A 14,411-nucleotide genomic window follows, 5' to 3' on the forward strand; every position below is an offset into this window, starting at 1 on the left:
TGTCCCGTTTTCGTACGGCCCGTGAGGTGGACAATAGGGGCATGAGCCAGCAGGGGGAGAGGCACTCCGGCCGACACGGTCAAGGCGACGACTGGTGGGGGCAGTTGTACGACGACTCCACCGACGACACGGGTCCGGCCCCGGCCCCGGACACCCTCGACGACCGCTTCGCCTCGGCATCGGGGACGGTCTCGCCGCCGGGGCCCGAGCGGGCCGACGAGCGGGCGCCGGTCCCAGAGCAGGCGCCCGTCCCGGAGCAGCGGAGGGTGCCACCGCCACCGCCACCGTCACCGCCGCCGGCACCGCCACCACCACGGACACCGCCCGCGCCTGCCCCGCCCGGGGACCCGTCGCCGGAACCGGGCACCCCACGCGCCCCGTGGGAACCCCCGACACGCGCCCCGGGGCGCCCCCAGAGCTTCCCGCCCGGGCCGCCGCCCGGCCACCGGCCATCACCGCCACCGCCTCCCGCCGCCGCGCCGGACCTCCGCGCCGCCGACGCCGATGCGCCCGCCCCCGACACGGCCCCCGACGTCACCCCCGCCCAGGACGCGCCCGTCGCCGACGAACCCGAGCCCCGCCCCGCACCCCCCGTGATCCCCTACGTGGGCGACGGCCCGCCCACCTACGACGCCGAACCCACCGCGCTCCCGCCTGCCCACCCCGACACCCTCGACGACCTCGTCGCCGACACCGTCCTGGACGGCGCCAGATACGGGACATCGACCCTGCGCGCGGTGTCCGTGCGCGGCGACTCCGCGCGCTACCGGGGCGAGCCCCGCCGCGACTGCCTGCTCACCGCCCGGTTCGGCACGGGGCCCGGCGCCCTGATCCTGGTCGCCATGGCCACCGGCGCCCGCGCGGCACCCGGAGCGCACCGCGCGGCGGCCGAGGCCTGCGACTGGATCGGCCGCGCCGTCGGCCGCAGCCACGCCCGCCTCGCCGAGGACATCCGCGCCGCCCACCGGGGCGACCTCAAGTCGGGTCTGCACCGCCTGACCGACCGCAGCCTCGGCAGACTCAGGGCGAGCGCCGCCGAGCAGGGCCTCGAACCGGAGGAGTACACGGCGAGCCTGCGCTGCCTCCTGCTGCCCGCCGACCCCGACTGCCGCACCCGCGTGTTCTTCGGCGTCGGCGGAGGCGGCCTGTTCCGGGTGCGCGACGGCGCGTGGCAGGACATCGAGCCGCAGGTCTCCGAGGTGTCGGGCGCCCCCGTCGTCGGCTACGGCTCACCGCCACCGGAGACCCCCGACGGCGACCGCCTGACCATGGACCTCGGGATCACCACGCCGCCGAGCCCGTACGAGCCGGCACCCGAGCAGCCCCGCGACCCGTTCCGCTTCCGCGCCTCCGTCGCCCGCCCGGGTGACACGCTCCTGCTGTGCACGGCAGGCCTCGCCGAGCCCCTGCGGGGCGAGCCGGAACTGTCCGGGCACCTCACGCGCCGCTGGAACGGGAGCGGCCCGCCCGGCCTCACCGCCTTCCTCGCGGACACCCAGGTCCGGGTCAAGGGGTACGCGGACGACCGCACGGCCGCCGCTGTTTGGGAGGCGTAACCGCGCACGCTGTGAATTCATGGGACCGGGAGTATCCCGAGTGTCAGTACCCGGTTCGTGAAGGGGCGCGTGAGTCATGGCCAAGCAGAACGTCGCCGAGCAGTTCGTCGACATCCTCGTCCGCGCGGGCGTCAAGCGCATGTACGGCGTCGTCGGTGACAGCCTGAACCCGGTCGTCGACGCGATCCGCCGCAACTCCGCGATCGACTGGATCCACGTACGGCACGAGGAGACCGCCGCGTTCGCCGCCGGGGCGGAGGCGCAGATCACCGGGAAGATGACGTCCTGCGCCGGCTCCTGCGGCCCCGGCAATCTGCACCTCATCAACGGGCTCTACGACGCACACCGCTCCATGGCCCCGGTCCTTGCCCTCGCCTCGCACATCCCGTCGAGCGAGATCGGCCTCGGCTTCTTCCAGGAGACCCACCCGGACCGGCTCTTCCAGGAGTGCTCGCACTACAGCGAGATGATCTCCGACCCGCAGCAGATGCCGCGCGTCCTGCAGACGGCGATCCAGCACGCGGTCGGCCAGTCGGGCGTCAGCGTCGTCACGCTGCCCGGCGACATCGCCGACCGGCCCGCCCCCGAGAAGTCCATCGAGACGGCGGTCGTCACGTCCCGGCCGACCATCCGCCCGGGCGACACGGAGATCGACCGGCTCATCGAGATGATCGACGAGGCCGCCAAGGTCACCCTCTTCTGCGGCAGCGGCACCGCGGGCGCGCACGCCGAGGTCATGGAGTTCGCCGAGAAGATCAAGTCTCCGGTCGGGCACGCCCTGCGCGGCAAGGAATGGATTCAGTACGACAACCCGTTCGACGTCGGGATGAGCGGGCTGCTCGGGTACGGCGCCGCGTACGAGGCGACGCACGAGTGCGATCTGCTGATCCTGCTCGGCACGGACTTCCCGTACAACGCGTTCCTGCCGCAGAAGGGCGTGAAGATCGTCCAGGTCGACGTCAGGCCGGAGCACCTCGGCCGGCGCTCGAAGCTGGACCTCGCGGTGTGGGGCGACGTGCGCGAGACGCTGCGCTGTCTGACCCCGCGCGTGCAGTCGAAGACGAACCGGCGCTTCCTCGACAAGATGCTGAAGAAGCATGCGGACACCCTCGAAGGCGTCATCAAGGCGTACACGAAGAAGGTCGAGAAGCACGTCCCGATCCACCCCGAGTACGTCGCCTCCGTGCTGGACGAACTCGCCGCCGACGACGCCGTGTTCACGGTCGACACGGGCATGTGCAACGTGTGGGCGGCGCGCTACATCTCGCCCAACGGGCGCCGTCGCGTGATCGGTTCGTTCTCGCACGGCTCCATGGCCAACGCGCTGCCGATGGCGATCGGCGCCCAGTTCGTCGACCGGAACCGTCAGGTCGTCTCGATGTCGGGCGACGGTGGGTTCTCCATGCTGATGGGGGACTTCCTGACCCTCGTCCAGTACGACCTGCCGGTCAAGGTCGTCCTCTTCAACAACTCATCCCTCGGGATGGTCGAGCTGGAGATGCTCGTGGCGGGGCTCCCGTCGTACGGGACGGCGAACCAGAACCCCGACTTCGCGGCCGTAGCCCGTGCGTGCGGCGCGTACGGGGTGCGCGTGGAGAAGCCGAAGCAGCTCGCCGGGGCGCTGAAGGACGCCTTCAAGCACAAGGGCCCTGCCCTCGTCGACATCGTCACCGACCCCAACGCCCTGTCGATCCCGCCGAGGATCAGCGCCGAGATGGTGACGGGCTTCGCGCTCTCCGCCTCCAAGATCGTCCTGGACGGAGGCGTCGGCCGCATGGTGCAGATGGCCCGCTCCAACATCCGCAACATGCCGCGCCCGTAGCCGGTACGTGTCGCCCTCCTCACGCCCGCCGGGCCGCGAGTTCGTTGGTGGATGAATCCACAGGAGTGCGGACATGCGTGCGGGGCATGCATTCCCGTGTACGCGTTCGAGCGTGGTCGCAGGAGAAGGGTCAAGGTCATCGGCGTGCGGGCGGGGGACATGAAACGGCTGGTACGAGGGCGCGGTCCCACCACGGTGGCCGGACGCTCCCCAACAAAGGAAGCGCCGGGCGGCGACGGGGCGGGGAACGACGGCACGACGGACGACGGCGGCGCGAAGCTCAGACGCAGGCTGGGGCGGTCCGATCTGCGGGCGGTGCCCGAGGCGAGACGCGCGCTGCGCGAACTCCTCGACGAGTGGGGCCCGCCGGAGAGGTCTCAGACCGCGGAGCTGCTCACCAGCGAACTGGTGACGAACGCCCTGGTGCACACCGACCACGACGCCGTCCTCACGGCCACCGTCGGGCCGAAGCGGCTCCGGGTGGAGGTCAGGGACTTCGTGGGGCGCAGGCCGAGGCTGCGCGCACCGGTCGCCGACGACGGTACGAACGGCCGGGGTCTCGTCCTGGTGCAGTCCCTCGCGGACGCCTGGGGCGTACGGGCACTGGGTGTGGGCAAGGTGGTCTGGTTCGAACTGGACGGCGGCCCCGCGTGACACCGCGGGACCACCGCCCGGAACGGCACGCCCGCCGGGCCGAACTCCCTTCGGACGCCCCCTAGCCGAATTGCTGCTCGAGGTCCTTGAGCTTGCGCTCCAGTGAGTCGAGCCGCGGCAGGGCCTGGGTGTCGTCCTCCGCCGTGAGGTCGACCGTGACGGGCTTGCCGGCTTCATGGCCGCTCTTGACGGCCAGGAGGGAGGGACGCGCGCGCAGCGGGAGCTGTTCCTGAGGTGAGGGCGGCGGGTCCTGCGATATGGCAGGCTCCGCGCCGGCCTGCCCTGTGCCGGCCCCCGCGGAGACGGCGGTCTGCACGTCCACCTGGCGCCCTCCGCGCCCGCCGAGCGTGGGGTGGCCCCGGCTGATCGCCTTGAGCTGGGCCCGCTCCAGCTTCTCGTGCTCGCGCCTGCGCAGCCGGGTCTGCTCCTTCTCGCGCTTGTCCTCGCGCACCTCCTCCACTGCCTCGTCCAGGGTGCGTACCCCTTCGAGCAGCATCAGCGACCAGGCGCCGTACGTCTCGCGGGGCGCGCGCAGCCACCGCACGATCCGGATCTGCGGCAACGGCCTCGGCACCAGGCCCTGTTCGCGCAGGGCCGCGCGGCGGGTCTGCTTCAGCGCGCGGTCGAAGAGGACCGCGGCAGACAGGGACATGCCGGCGAAGAAGTGTGGGGCGCCCGCGTGGCTGATGCCGCGCGGCGCGTGCACCCAGTTGAACCAGGCGGCGGCGCCCGCGAACGTCCATACGAGTATCCGGGAGCCGAGCGCCGCGTCGCCGTGGCTCGCCTCGCGCACCGCGAGCACGGAGCAGAACATGGCCGCGCCGTCGAGGCCGAACGGGACGAGGTACTCCCAGCCCCCGGACAGGTTCAGGTTCTGCTGGCCGAAGCCGACAAGCCCGTGGAAGGAGAGCGCGGCGGCCACGGCGGCACAGCAGAACAGCAGCAGGTAGGACGCGGTGCCGTAGACGGCCTCCTTGCGCCTGCGGCGTTCCTCGCTGCGCTCCCACGAGTCGTCGGTCGATGCGGCCGCCTTCTCCCCGGCGCGCTTGCTGCGCGCGAGGACCGCCACCGCCGCCAGCAGGCCCAGGAGCAGCACGGCGCCGGGAAGCAGCCAGTCCAGCGATATGTCGGTCAGTCTCATCTGGGGTCCCTTGCATCGCGGTAGGGCTTTTCGGCCGCCATATTGGCTCAAGGCCACTGGCCCGCAAGGAGTTTCGGGACAAGAGAACGCCATTGGAGTGCGAGGGGGGCGTACGAAGCGGGCATGCGCTCGAACTCCCTTGAGGGTGAGGGAAGTTGAGTTCGAATTACGTCAGCCGAAAGGGCGGTTCATGGAGAAGGGGTTGCCGTTATCGCGCGCTCAGGCGGTTGCGCTCAGCCTCGACACACGGTCCGCGTCGCAGGTGCGGGGGCACGTCACGCAGGTGTCCTCGGGGCGCAGGGTGTAGAAGAGGCAGCAGCTCGCCCGGTCGCGCGTCGGCAGCGACTGCCCCTCGGGGCCGGTGAGTTCACGGAACGCGGGCTTGCCGACGTACGGCTTCGTCATGCCGGGCAGCAGCAGTTCGAGCTCCTGCATCGCGCGGCGCTCCTCGCCGAGCAGATGGGCGATGTACCACAGGCCCTCGACGATCTCATCGGTCGCCATGCCCCACAGGGCGCGCGGGCCGCGCCGCATCCGCGGCCCGAATCCGGTGAGCACCGGGCCCAGGTGGTCGGCGACGGCCGCGCGCACCTCGGCCCGCAGCGCCTCCTCGTCCGGCACGACGTGGGCGCCGGGCAGTGCGGCGGCCGGGTCGCCCGGCAGGCAGGCGAAGTCGGTGACGCGTACCGCCATCCGGCCCAGGGTGCGCTGGAAGGCGACGTTCGTCACGGGGAAGCGCGGGACGCGGCGGTCCAGGAACCACGGCACCGTGACCAGCAGGCAGGCGGGCCAGGCGTAACGGTGCAGGCCGAAGCTGGCGACGACGTCCGGGCGGGCCTGCTGCCCGTAGTCCTTGAGCACCTGTGCGTTGTCCCACGCGAGGAACGCGTCGAGGGCGGGTCCGCCCTCCGCGAGCCGGGCGGCGGCGACCCAGCCGCTGCCCTGAGGGGGCTGCTCGGTCTCGGCGAGCTCCGTGATCCGCAGACCCGCGAACACCTCGGTCAGGCGGGTGTACGCGGGCGTGAGCGCGCTGGTGGCCACGGGGGCCGATGCGGGAAAAGGCATGCAGGAGACCACCGAATCGCGATCGTTAGCAGGTAAGCCTTACCTTACCCGAACGGTCGGGGGTTTGAACTGAGGGCCCATCGGCCTATCGTTCTGCGTTGGACGAATTCCACGGATTGCCGACGACCGGGGAGGACCTGGGTGGAGCAGGCCAGAACGCGCGCCGACAGCGCCGCCTCAGGGCTGCCCGCGGGCATTCCCGAGCGGCGGGGCACCGCCGAGTGGCACCAGGTGCCCGAGCAGACCCGGGGCGAGCACACCCACAGCGAGACGCCGCTGCCGCGCCCCCGCGTCGAGCGGACCTCCGTGCGCGGGCAGGTGCTCGACGCGCTGCGCACCGCGCTCGTCGACGGCGACCTCGTGCCCGGCGAGGTCTACTCCGCGCCCGCCCTCGGGGACGGCCTCGGCGTCTCGGCGACGCCCGTCCGTGAGGCGATGCAGCAGCTGGCCCGCGAAGGCGCCGTCGAGGTCGTGCCGAACCGCGGCTTCCGCGTCACCGAGCGCAGCGCCCGCGAGCTCGCCGAGCTGGCCGAGGTGCGGGCCCTGATCGAGGTGCCCGTGGTGCTGCGACTCGCCCGTACGGTGCCCGTGGCGCGCTGGGCCGAGCTGCGGCCCCTCGCCGACGCGACGGCCGTCGCGGCCGCCGGCGGCGACCGTGCGCACTACGCGGAGTCGGACCGCGCCTTCCACCGCGCGATGCTCGCCCTCGGCGGCAACGAACAGCTCGTACAGGTCGCGGACGACCTGCACCGCCGCTCGCAGTGGCCCCTGCCCGGCGGCGGACCGCTGTCCCGCCGCGCCGACCTGGTGGCCGACGCCGCGGAACACATGGCACTCCTCGCGGCCCTGGAGGCCCAGGACCTCACGGTGGTGCGGGCGCTGGTACGGGAGCACTTCGCCGGGGCGGCGGACACCCCCTGACCGCGCCGCCATCAGCCCACACCGGACCGTCAGGCCGCCGTCGGCAGGTGCTCCGCCAGCCAGGTGGGGACGCCGCCCAGGAGGCGGAACAGGCGGGACGCCTCCGCGCGCAAGCGGGCCGCCGCCTCCGGGTCGGGTTCCGCCTCCGCCAGGGAGGCGAGCGCCGGGGCCGTGCCCACCAGGTAGCCGAGTTCCTCGCGGATGCGCAGCGACTCGGCGAAACCGTGCCGGGCCTCCGTCAACTCGCCGTCGCGCAGGGCGAGTCCGGCCAGATGGCGCCAGGTGAAGGACAGCAGCAGCGGATCGGGGTGCGCCGTCGCACCCGCGTGGGCCCTGCGGTACGCGGCCCTGGCCGCCTGCGGCGAGTCGGACAGGTTCTCCGCCATCAGGCCGCGCCGGAAGTCCAGCAGGGCGCGTCCAGGGGCGCCGGGCGGGAGCAGCGCTGCGGCCCTGCCGAGCGCGGAGCGCGCCTCGTCGGCCCGGTCCCGTACCCCCAACAGCGTTGACGAGTAGGCGAGTTGGCCGCGTTCGCAGGCCGCGGCGCCGCGTTCGCCGTCGTCGTGGGCCAGGGCCTCGGCGGCGCGCAGCGCGTCCTCCGCGGCGGCCCAGCCCTGCTCGGTGTAGAGGCAGCGCTCCCCGAGCAGTGCGGCCCGCTGGAGCGCGGCCCGCGCGTCCGTCGCGGCGAGCCGCTCGAGCAGCGCGGCCGCGTCGGTCCAGCAGGCGCGTGAGCGCAGCCGCCATACCGCGGTCTGGAGTGGATCGTCCCCTGCAGTCGTTCCGGAACCAGACATGGCGGTATGCGCCACGTTGCCCTCCCCGAGCACACCATTGAGCCGAGCTGTCGTGCGCGCATCTCAGCATGGATGTGCGCACTCGGCCAAGGGGGTAGGTGAAAGATTTCACAAACGCATGGGGTGGCGGACGGGGTTCGAAACACCCCTCGGGCGGCCCGAGTTCAGCTCATACGCAGGGCCAGGAAGAAGTCCAGCTTGTCCTCGAGCCGCGAGAGATCGCGGTTGGTGAGCTGTTCGATCCGCCCGACGCGGTAGCGCAGCGTGTTGACGTGGAGGTGCAGACGGCTCGCGCAGCGCGTCCACGAACCGTCGCAGTCGAGGAACGCCTCCAGGGTCGGAATGAGCTCGGCGCGGTGCTTGCGGTCGTAGTCGCGCAGCGGGTCGAGGAGGCGGGCCGTGAAGGCGCGGCGCACGTCGTCCGGGACGAACGGCAGCAGCAGGACGTGCGAGGCCAGCTCCTGGTGCCCCGCGGCGCACACGCGCCCCGTACGGGCTCCGGCGACGCGCCGGGCGTGCCGGGCCTCCTCCAGGGCCCCGCGCAGCCCCTCCGCCGAGTGCACGGCGGCGCTGACGCCCAGCGTGAGCCGCCCGTCGTCCGCGAGGCCCGCCGTCAGCGGATCGCGTACGGATTCCAGGAGCGCGTCGGCGTGCAGCCCCGCCTGCGCCCCGTCGTGCTCGTCCGGCACGGCGGGCAGCGGCACCAGGGCGATGGCCTCGTCGCCGTTGTGGGCGACGGCGATGCGGTCGGAGGGTTCGGGCCCCGCCGACAGGGGGTCGACGAGGATCTCCTCAAGGAGCGACTGGGCGACCGGGCCGCCCTCGATGTCGCCGCTGTCCCACTCGACCTTCGCCACGATGACCTGCCAGTGCGGGGCGGCGCCGAGGCCGGGGAGCAGCACGGGCGCGGCGACGCGCAGGCGTGCGGCGATCTCGGCGGGGGCGGCGCCCGTCTGGACCAGTTCGAGGACCTCCTGCGCGAGCCGGCGGCGCACGGTGCGGGCCGCGTCGCGGCGGTCGCGCTCGACGGCGATCAGCTGGGTCACGCCCTGGAGCAGGTCGAGCCGCTCCTCGGGCCAGTCGCTCGCGTCCGCCTCGACGGCGAGCAGCCAGTCGGACAGGACCGTCTCGCGCACGTCGCGGGAGGCGGGCGCCGCGCCGCGGCCCGCGCTGCGGATCGGGAAGAGCGAGTACGTCGTGCCGCCCGGCCCGTCGCCCGGCCGCCGCCCCTCATCGAGACGCTTCGCGCCGCCCCCCTCGATCGTCACCCGGTGCGGCCCGCGCCGCCCCGTGCGGGTGGCCGCCAGGTGCTCGGCGGCGAGACGGGCGCAGACGCCGGCGGCCAGCTCGGGGCCCGCCGCGCTCGACCCGGCGATGGCCCGGCCCGCGGGGGAGAGTACCCAGGCGCGCAGGTCGAGGTCGGTGCCGAGAAGGTCGAGGACCACGTCGGGGCCGCCGCCCGCGGGGCCGGACGTCATGAGGCGCCGGTGCCGGTCGACGACGGCGGCCAGGTCGCCGGCCCGCTCGCCCGAGACCTGGCGCACGACGTGCTCGGTGACCGTCGCGAAGGCGACGGACTCGTTCACCGCGAACAGCGGGAGCCGGTGGCGCGCGCATGCCTCGACGATGTCGTCGGGAATGGCCCCGAGCTCGGCCTCACCGGCCGCGAGCGCGGCCACGCCGGCCGTCGCGAGGATGCGGACGAACGGTTCGGAGTCCGCCGCGTCCCGGCGCCACGCGAGCCCGGTGAGGACCAGCTCGCCGCCGGAGAGGTAGCGGCTGGGGTCCCGCAGGTCCGTGGTCATCACACCGCGCACGGTGCGGTCCAGTTCGTCCTCGCCGCCGAGCAGCCTGAGGCCCAGCGCGTCTGTATCAAGGAGGGCGCGCAGCCGCATCTCATTGCCGCCGATCTGTCTCGAAGATTGTGCTTGCCTGACGGTGAGGCGGCCGGGGCCGCTTCCCGGGCACCGTGTCCGTGTTGTGTGTGGTTCTGCGCTTCAAGGGGAAAGCGGTGAGGCTCCCGGTGCCCTCCGTTTATATGAATCTACAAGACGTCCCGGTTGGCCAGCCAACTCCTTCATGGTTTCCGTGACTGACCACGGCGGAGTGCCGCGCTGTGTACTGAGCCCACTCCACGTAAACAGCACATGAACGAGCCTTCGAGGTCCGCACATCCCGTGGCTCGATCCGTTCGAACGACCGACCACGAGATCAACGAAGAAGAGAGCCGCTCATGGACTTCCTTCGCCCCGCCAGCTGGGAGGAGGCGCTCGCCGCCAAGGCCGAGCACCCCACCGCTGTGCCGCTCGCGGGTGGCACCGATGTGATGGTCGAGATCAACTTCGACCACCGGCGCCCCGAGTCCCTCCTCGACCTGAACCGCATCGGAGAGCTCGGCGAATGGGAGGTCGGGCAGGACACCGTCCGCCTCGGCGCCTCCGTCCCCTACACCAAGATCATGGAGAACCTGCGCGCCGAGCTGCCCGGCCTGGCCCTGGCCTCGCACACGGTGGCCTCGCCGCAGATCCGCAACCGCGGCGGCGTCGGAGGCAACCTCGGCACCGCGTCGCCCGCCGGTGACGCCCACCCCGCGCTCCTCGCCGCCGACTGCGAGGTCGAGGTGGAGTCCGTACGCGGCTCGCGCCGGATCCCGATCGACGCGTTCTACACCGGCGTGAAGCGCAACGCGCTCGCCGCCGACGAGCTCATCCGGGCCGTCCACATCAAGAAGGCCGACGGCCCGCAGCAGTACTCCAAGGTCGGCACCCGCAACGCGATGGTCATCGCCGTGTGCGCCTTCGGCCTGGCGCTGCACCCCGAGACCCGCACGGTCCGTACCGGCATCGGCTCTGCCGCGCCGACCCCGGTCCGGGCCAAGGCCGCCGAGGAATTCCTGAACGCTGCGCTCGAAGAGGGCGGCTTCTGGGACAACGGCAAGATCATCACCCCTTCGGTCGCCAAGCAGTTCGCGGACCTCTGCTCGGCCGCCTGCAACCCGATCGACGACGTCCGGGGCACCGCGAGCTACCGCCGGCACGCCGTCGGCATCATGGCCCGCCGCACCCTGACATGGACCTGGGAGTCCTACCGCGGTACCGCCGCAAGCACGGAGGGAGTCGCGTAATGCGCGTCAATTTCACGGTCAACGGCCGTCAGCAGGAAGCCGACGACGTGTGGGAGGGCGAGAGCCTCCTGTACGTCCTGCGTGAGCGCATGGGGCTGCCCGGCTCCAAGAACGCCTGCGAGCAGGGTGAGTGCGGCTCCTGCACCGTCCGCCTCGACGGCGTACCGGTCTGTTCATGTCTGGTCGCGGCCGGCCAGGTCGAGGGCCGTGACGTCGTCACCGTCGAGGGTCTCGCCGACTTCGCCAGGCAGCGCGCGCAGCACGGGGGCTGCGCGAGCGGCGCCTGCGGCGACGACGCGGGCAAGGCCGGCAAGGCGGGCACCTCGCTCCAGGACGCCCAGCAGTGGCAGTCCAGGCCGAGCGACTCACAGACCGGCGGGGGCGATGAACTCTCCCCGATCCAGCAGGCGTTCATCGACGCCGGCGCCGTCCAGTGCGGCTTCTGCACGCCGGGTCTCCTGGTCGCCGCCGACGAGATGCTCGAGCGGACCCCGGACCCGTCCGACGCGGACATCCGTGAGGCCCTGTCGGGCAACCTGTGCCGCTGCACGGGCTACGAGAAGATCATGGACGCGGTACGGCTCGCCGCCGCGCGCCAGACCGCAACTGTTCCGAGCCAGGGAGCCTGACGCCATGGCCGACACACGCACCACCGGCATCCCGTTCAACGTCACGCAGGGCTCCAGGACCAAGGGCGGCATCGGCGAGTCCACGCTCCGCCCGGACGGCACCCTCAAGGTCACCGGCGAGTTCGCGTACTCGTCCGACATGTGGCACGAGGACATGCTCTGGGGACAGATCCTGCGCTCCCCGGTCGCGCACGCCGAGATCCTCTCCATCGACACGGGCGAGGCCCTCGCAACTCCCGGCGTCTACGCGGTACTCACGTACGACGACCTGCCGACCGACGTGAAGAACTACGGCCTGGAGATCCAGGACACCCCGGTACTCGCCCACGGCAAGGTCCGCCACCACGGCGAGCCCGTCGCCCTCGTGGCCGCCGACCACCCGGAGACCGCGCGCCGCGCCGCCGCCAAGATCAAGGTCGAGTACCGCGAACTCCCCGTCATCACCGACGAGGCGAGCGCGACCGCGCCGGACGCGATCCTCGTCCACGAGGGCCGCGACGACCACCACATCGGCCACGTCCCGCACCCGAACATCGTGCACCGCCAGCCGATCGTCCGCGGCAACGCCGAAGAGGCCGCCAAGAAGGCCGACTTCATCGTCAAGGGCGAGTACTACTTCGGCATGCAGGACCAGGCGTTCCTCGGCCCCGAGTCGGGTCTGGCCGTGCCGTCCGAGGACGGGGGCGTCGACCTGTACGTCGCCACGCAGTGGCTGCACTCGGACCTCAAGCAGATCGCCCCCGTCCTCGGCCTGCCCGAGGACAAGGTCCGCATGACGCTCTCCGGCGTCGGCGGCGCCTTCGGCGGCCGCGAGGACCTGTCCATGCAGATCCACGCCTGCCTCCTGGCGCTGCGCACGGGCAAGCCGGTCAAGATCGTCTACAACCGCTTCGAGTCGTTCTTCGGGCACGTCCACCGCCACCCCGCGAGGCTCACTTACGAGCACGGGGCGACCAAGGACGGCAAGCTCACGCACATGAAGTGCAGGATCGTCCTCGACGGCGGCGCCTACGCCTCCGCCTCGCCGGCGGTCGTCGGCAACGCCTCGTCGCTCTCGGTCGGTCCGTACGTGATCGACGACGTGGACATCGAGGCGATCGCGCTCTACTCGAACAACCCGCCCTGCGGCGCCATGCGCGGCTTCGGCGCGGTCCAGGCGTGCTTCGCGTACGAGGCCCAGATGGACAAGCTCGCGGACAAGGTGGGCATGGACCGGGTCGCGTTCCGGCAGCTCAACGCCATGGAGCAGGGCACCCTCATGCCGACGGGCCAGCCGGTCGACTCCCCGGCCCCGGTCGCCGAACTGCTGCGCCGGGTCCAGGCGATGCCGCTGCCGATGGAGCGCCAGTGGGAGTCCAGCGAGGGCTCCGACGTGCGCCAGCTGCCCGGCGGTCTGTCCAACACCACGCACGGCGAAGGCGTCGTCCGGGGTGTGGGTTACGCGGTCGGCATCAAGAACGTCGGCTTCTCCGAGGGCTTCGACGACTACTCCACCGCCAAGGTGCGCATGGAGGTCATCAACGGCGAGGCCGTTGCCACCGTGCACACCGCCATGGCGGAAGTCGGCCAGGGCGGCATCACCGTCCACGCGCAGATCGCCCGCACCGAGCTGGGCGTCGGGCAGGTGACCATCCACCCCGCCGACACGCAGGTCGGCTCGGCCGGCTCCACGTCCGCGTCGCGTCAGACGTACGTGACCGGCGGCGCCGTCAAGAACGCCTGCGAGCTGGTGCGCGAGAGGGTCCTGGAGATCGGGCGCCGCAAGATGGGCACCTACCACCCGGCGTGGGCGACGGCCGAACTCCTCCTGGAGGGCGGCAAGGTCGTCACCGACGGAGGCGAGGTCCTCGCCGATCTCGTCGACGTCCTGGAGGGCGAGGTCGTCGAGGTGGAGGAGGAGTGGCGCCACCGGCCCACCGTCCCCTTCGACCTGGTCACCGGTCAGGGCAACGGTCACGTGCAGTACTCGTTCGCTGCGCACCGCGCCGTCGTCGAGGTCGACACCGAGCTCGGCCTGGTCAAGGTCATCGAGCTGGCCTGCGCCCAGGACGTCGGCAAGGCGCTCAACCCGCTGTCCGTCGTCGGGCAGATCCAGGGCGGCACGCTCCAGGGCATGGGCATCGCGGTGATGGAGGAGATCGTCGTCGACCCCAAGACCGCGAAGGTCAGGAACCCGTCCTTCACGGACTATCTGCTCCCCACGATTCTCGACACGCCGACCATCCCGGTCGATGTGCTCGAACTCGCCGACGACCACGCCCCGTACGGGCTGCGCGGCATCGGTGAGGCCCCGACCCTGTCGTCCACGCCGGCCGTCCTCGCGGCGATCCGCAACGCGACGGGCCTGGAGCTCGACCGGACTCCGGTACGCCCCGAGCACCTCACGGGAACGGGCCCGGCCTGACAGAGCTCTCCGGACGGTGCGTGCCTCCCAGGAACGTCACACTTCCCAGCCCGCACCGTCCGGAGCCTTCAAGTACCGCACCGCTCGCGGTTCTTTCCAGCACCACCAGCACCAAAGGCAGCACCAGCACCACCAGCACCACCGGCAACAACACCAGCAACACGGTTTCTTGCGTAACACAGCTACGCATTACCCCGTTCGTCTCGGGCCGTCCCCCGGGTCGTGCAGCCCACGCAGCATCCCAAATCCCGCGATCTCCAACGAAGTTTGTGCGGGTGTCCCTGTGAACCTTGGGAGTAGGCAC

12 protein-coding genes are annotated in these 14,411 nt (G+C 72.1%); 7 read left to right on the plus strand and 5 right to left on the minus strand.

All coding sequences use genetic code 11. The features are described 5' to 3' along the window. Positions 1-41: 41 nt before the first annotated feature. From ACY0PA_RS32045 to ACY0PA_RS32055, 3 genes are all read left to right on the plus strand, one after another. Positions 42-1,556 carry a protein phosphatase 2C domain-containing protein gene (locus tag ACY0PA_RS32045; protein ID WP_473080967.1) on the plus strand — a complete coding sequence of 505 codons (1,515 nt, stop codon included), beginning with the start codon at positions 42-44 and terminating at the stop codon, positions 1,554-1,556. 76 nt (positions 1,557-1,632) lie between these two features. Next, a complete protein-coding gene (locus ACY0PA_RS32050) occupies positions 1,633-3,378 on the plus strand; it encodes a pyruvate dehydrogenase (RefSeq protein ID WP_473080968.1) in 1,746 nt (581 codons plus the stop codon). Between the two features lie 159 nt (positions 3,379-3,537). Next, on the plus strand, positions 3,538-4,032 hold the full coding sequence (locus ACY0PA_RS32055; protein WP_473080969.1) for an ATP-binding protein: 495 nt from the start codon (positions 3,538-3,540) through the stop codon (positions 4,030-4,032). A 61-nt stretch (positions 4,033-4,093) separates the two neighbouring features. On the opposite strand, the gene ACY0PA_RS32060 is transcribed toward ACY0PA_RS32055, so the two are convergent. Both ACY0PA_RS32060 and ACY0PA_RS32065 read right to left on the minus strand, forming a co-directional pair. After that, positions 4,094-5,173, minus strand: coding sequence for a DUF2637 domain-containing protein (locus ACY0PA_RS32060; RefSeq protein WP_473080970.1), 1,080 nt, complete (start codon positions 5,171-5,173; stop codon positions 4,094-4,096). Positions 5,174-5,392: 219 nt separating this feature from the next. Continuing rightward, positions 5,393-6,238, minus strand: a complete 846-nt coding sequence (locus ACY0PA_RS32065) for a (2Fe-2S)-binding protein (protein ID WP_473080971.1) — start codon at positions 6,236-6,238, stop codon at positions 5,393-5,395. Positions 6,239-6,433: 195 nt separating this feature from the next. On the opposite strand from ACY0PA_RS32065, the gene ACY0PA_RS32070 reads away from it, so the two are divergent. Further along, on the plus strand, positions 6,434-7,159 hold the full coding sequence (locus ACY0PA_RS32070) for a GntR family transcriptional regulator (protein ID WP_473086493.1): 726 nt from the start codon (positions 6,434-6,436) through the stop codon (positions 7,157-7,159). Between the two features lie 29 nt (positions 7,160-7,188). Here the strand turns inward: ACY0PA_RS32070 and ACY0PA_RS32075 are convergent, their stop codons facing one another. Beyond that, a complete protein-coding gene (locus ACY0PA_RS32075) occupies positions 7,189-7,950 on the minus strand; it encodes a hypothetical protein (RefSeq protein ID WP_473080972.1) in 762 nt (253 codons plus the stop codon). 164 nt (positions 7,951-8,114) lie between these two features. Continuing rightward, positions 8,115-9,845, minus strand: coding sequence for a PucR family transcriptional regulator (locus ACY0PA_RS32080; RefSeq protein WP_473080973.1), 1,731 nt, complete (start codon positions 9,843-9,845; stop codon positions 8,115-8,117). Between the two features lie 338 nt (positions 9,846-10,183). Here ACY0PA_RS32080 and ACY0PA_RS32085 point away from each other — a divergent pair, with 338 nt between their 5' ends. Genes ACY0PA_RS32085 through ACY0PA_RS32095 form a run of 3 tightly spaced genes read left to right on the plus strand, consistent with a single transcriptional unit; the run spans position 10,184 to position 14,107 of the window. Further along, on the plus strand, positions 10,184-11,074 hold the full coding sequence (locus ACY0PA_RS32085; RefSeq protein ID WP_473080974.1) for an FAD binding domain-containing protein: 891 nt from the start codon (positions 10,184-10,186) through the stop codon (positions 11,072-11,074). Continuing rightward, entirely contained in the window at positions 11,074-11,703 is a 630-nt protein-coding gene (locus ACY0PA_RS32090; RefSeq protein ID WP_473080975.1) for a (2Fe-2S)-binding protein, read from the plus strand. The genes ACY0PA_RS32085 and ACY0PA_RS32090 overlap by 1 nt, the downstream gene beginning before the upstream one ends. Before the next feature lie 4 nt (positions 11,704-11,707). Continuing rightward, complete coding sequence (locus tag ACY0PA_RS32095; protein ID WP_473080976.1) at positions 11,708-14,107, plus strand: xanthine dehydrogenase family protein molybdopterin-binding subunit; 2,400 nt, start codon at positions 11,708-11,710, stop codon at positions 14,105-14,107. Here ACY0PA_RS32095 and ACY0PA_RS32100 read toward each other — a convergent pair. Next, positions 14,085-14,270, minus strand: coding sequence for a hypothetical protein (locus ACY0PA_RS32100; RefSeq protein WP_473080977.1), 186 nt, complete (start codon positions 14,268-14,270; stop codon positions 14,085-14,087). The genes ACY0PA_RS32095 and ACY0PA_RS32100 overlap by 23 nt on opposite strands. Positions 14,271-14,411: the final 141 nt, after the last annotated feature.

The sequence above is a fragment of the Streptomyces sp. DS1-CR2 genome, from assembly GCF_055760475.1.

Coding starts and splice junctions, on each gene's coding strand:
- ACY0PA_RS32090 (WP_473080975.1), top strand. CDS start 11,074: ATGCGCGTCAATTTCACGGTCAACGGCCGTCAGCAGGAAGCCGACGAC.
- ACY0PA_RS32060 (WP_473080970.1), bottom strand. CDS start 5,173: ATGAGACTGACCGACATATCGCTGGACTGGCTGCTTCCCGGCGCCGTG.
- ACY0PA_RS32050 (WP_473080968.1), top strand. CDS start 1,633: ATGGCCAAGCAGAACGTCGCCGAGCAGTTCGTCGACATCCTCGTCCGC.
- ACY0PA_RS32080 (WP_473080973.1), bottom strand. CDS start 9,845: ATGCGGCTGCGCGCCCTCCTTGATACAGACGCGCTGGGCCTCAGGCTG.
- ACY0PA_RS32045 (WP_473080967.1), top strand. CDS start 42: ATGAGCCAGCAGGGGGAGAGGCACTCCGGCCGACACGGTCAAGGCGAC.
- ACY0PA_RS32075 (WP_473080972.1), bottom strand. CDS start 7,950: ATGTCTGGTTCCGGAACGACTGCAGGGGACGATCCACTCCAGACCGCG.
- ACY0PA_RS32065 (WP_473080971.1), bottom strand. CDS start 6,238: ATGCCTTTTCCCGCATCGGCCCCCGTGGCCACCAGCGCGCTCACGCCC.
- ACY0PA_RS32055 (WP_473080969.1), top strand. CDS start 3,538: ATGAAACGGCTGGTACGAGGGCGCGGTCCCACCACGGTGGCCGGACGC.
- ACY0PA_RS32095 (WP_473080976.1), top strand. CDS start 11,708: ATGGCCGACACACGCACCACCGGCATCCCGTTCAACGTCACGCAGGGC.
- ACY0PA_RS32085 (WP_473080974.1), top strand. CDS start 10,184: ATGGACTTCCTTCGCCCCGCCAGCTGGGAGGAGGCGCTCGCCGCCAAG.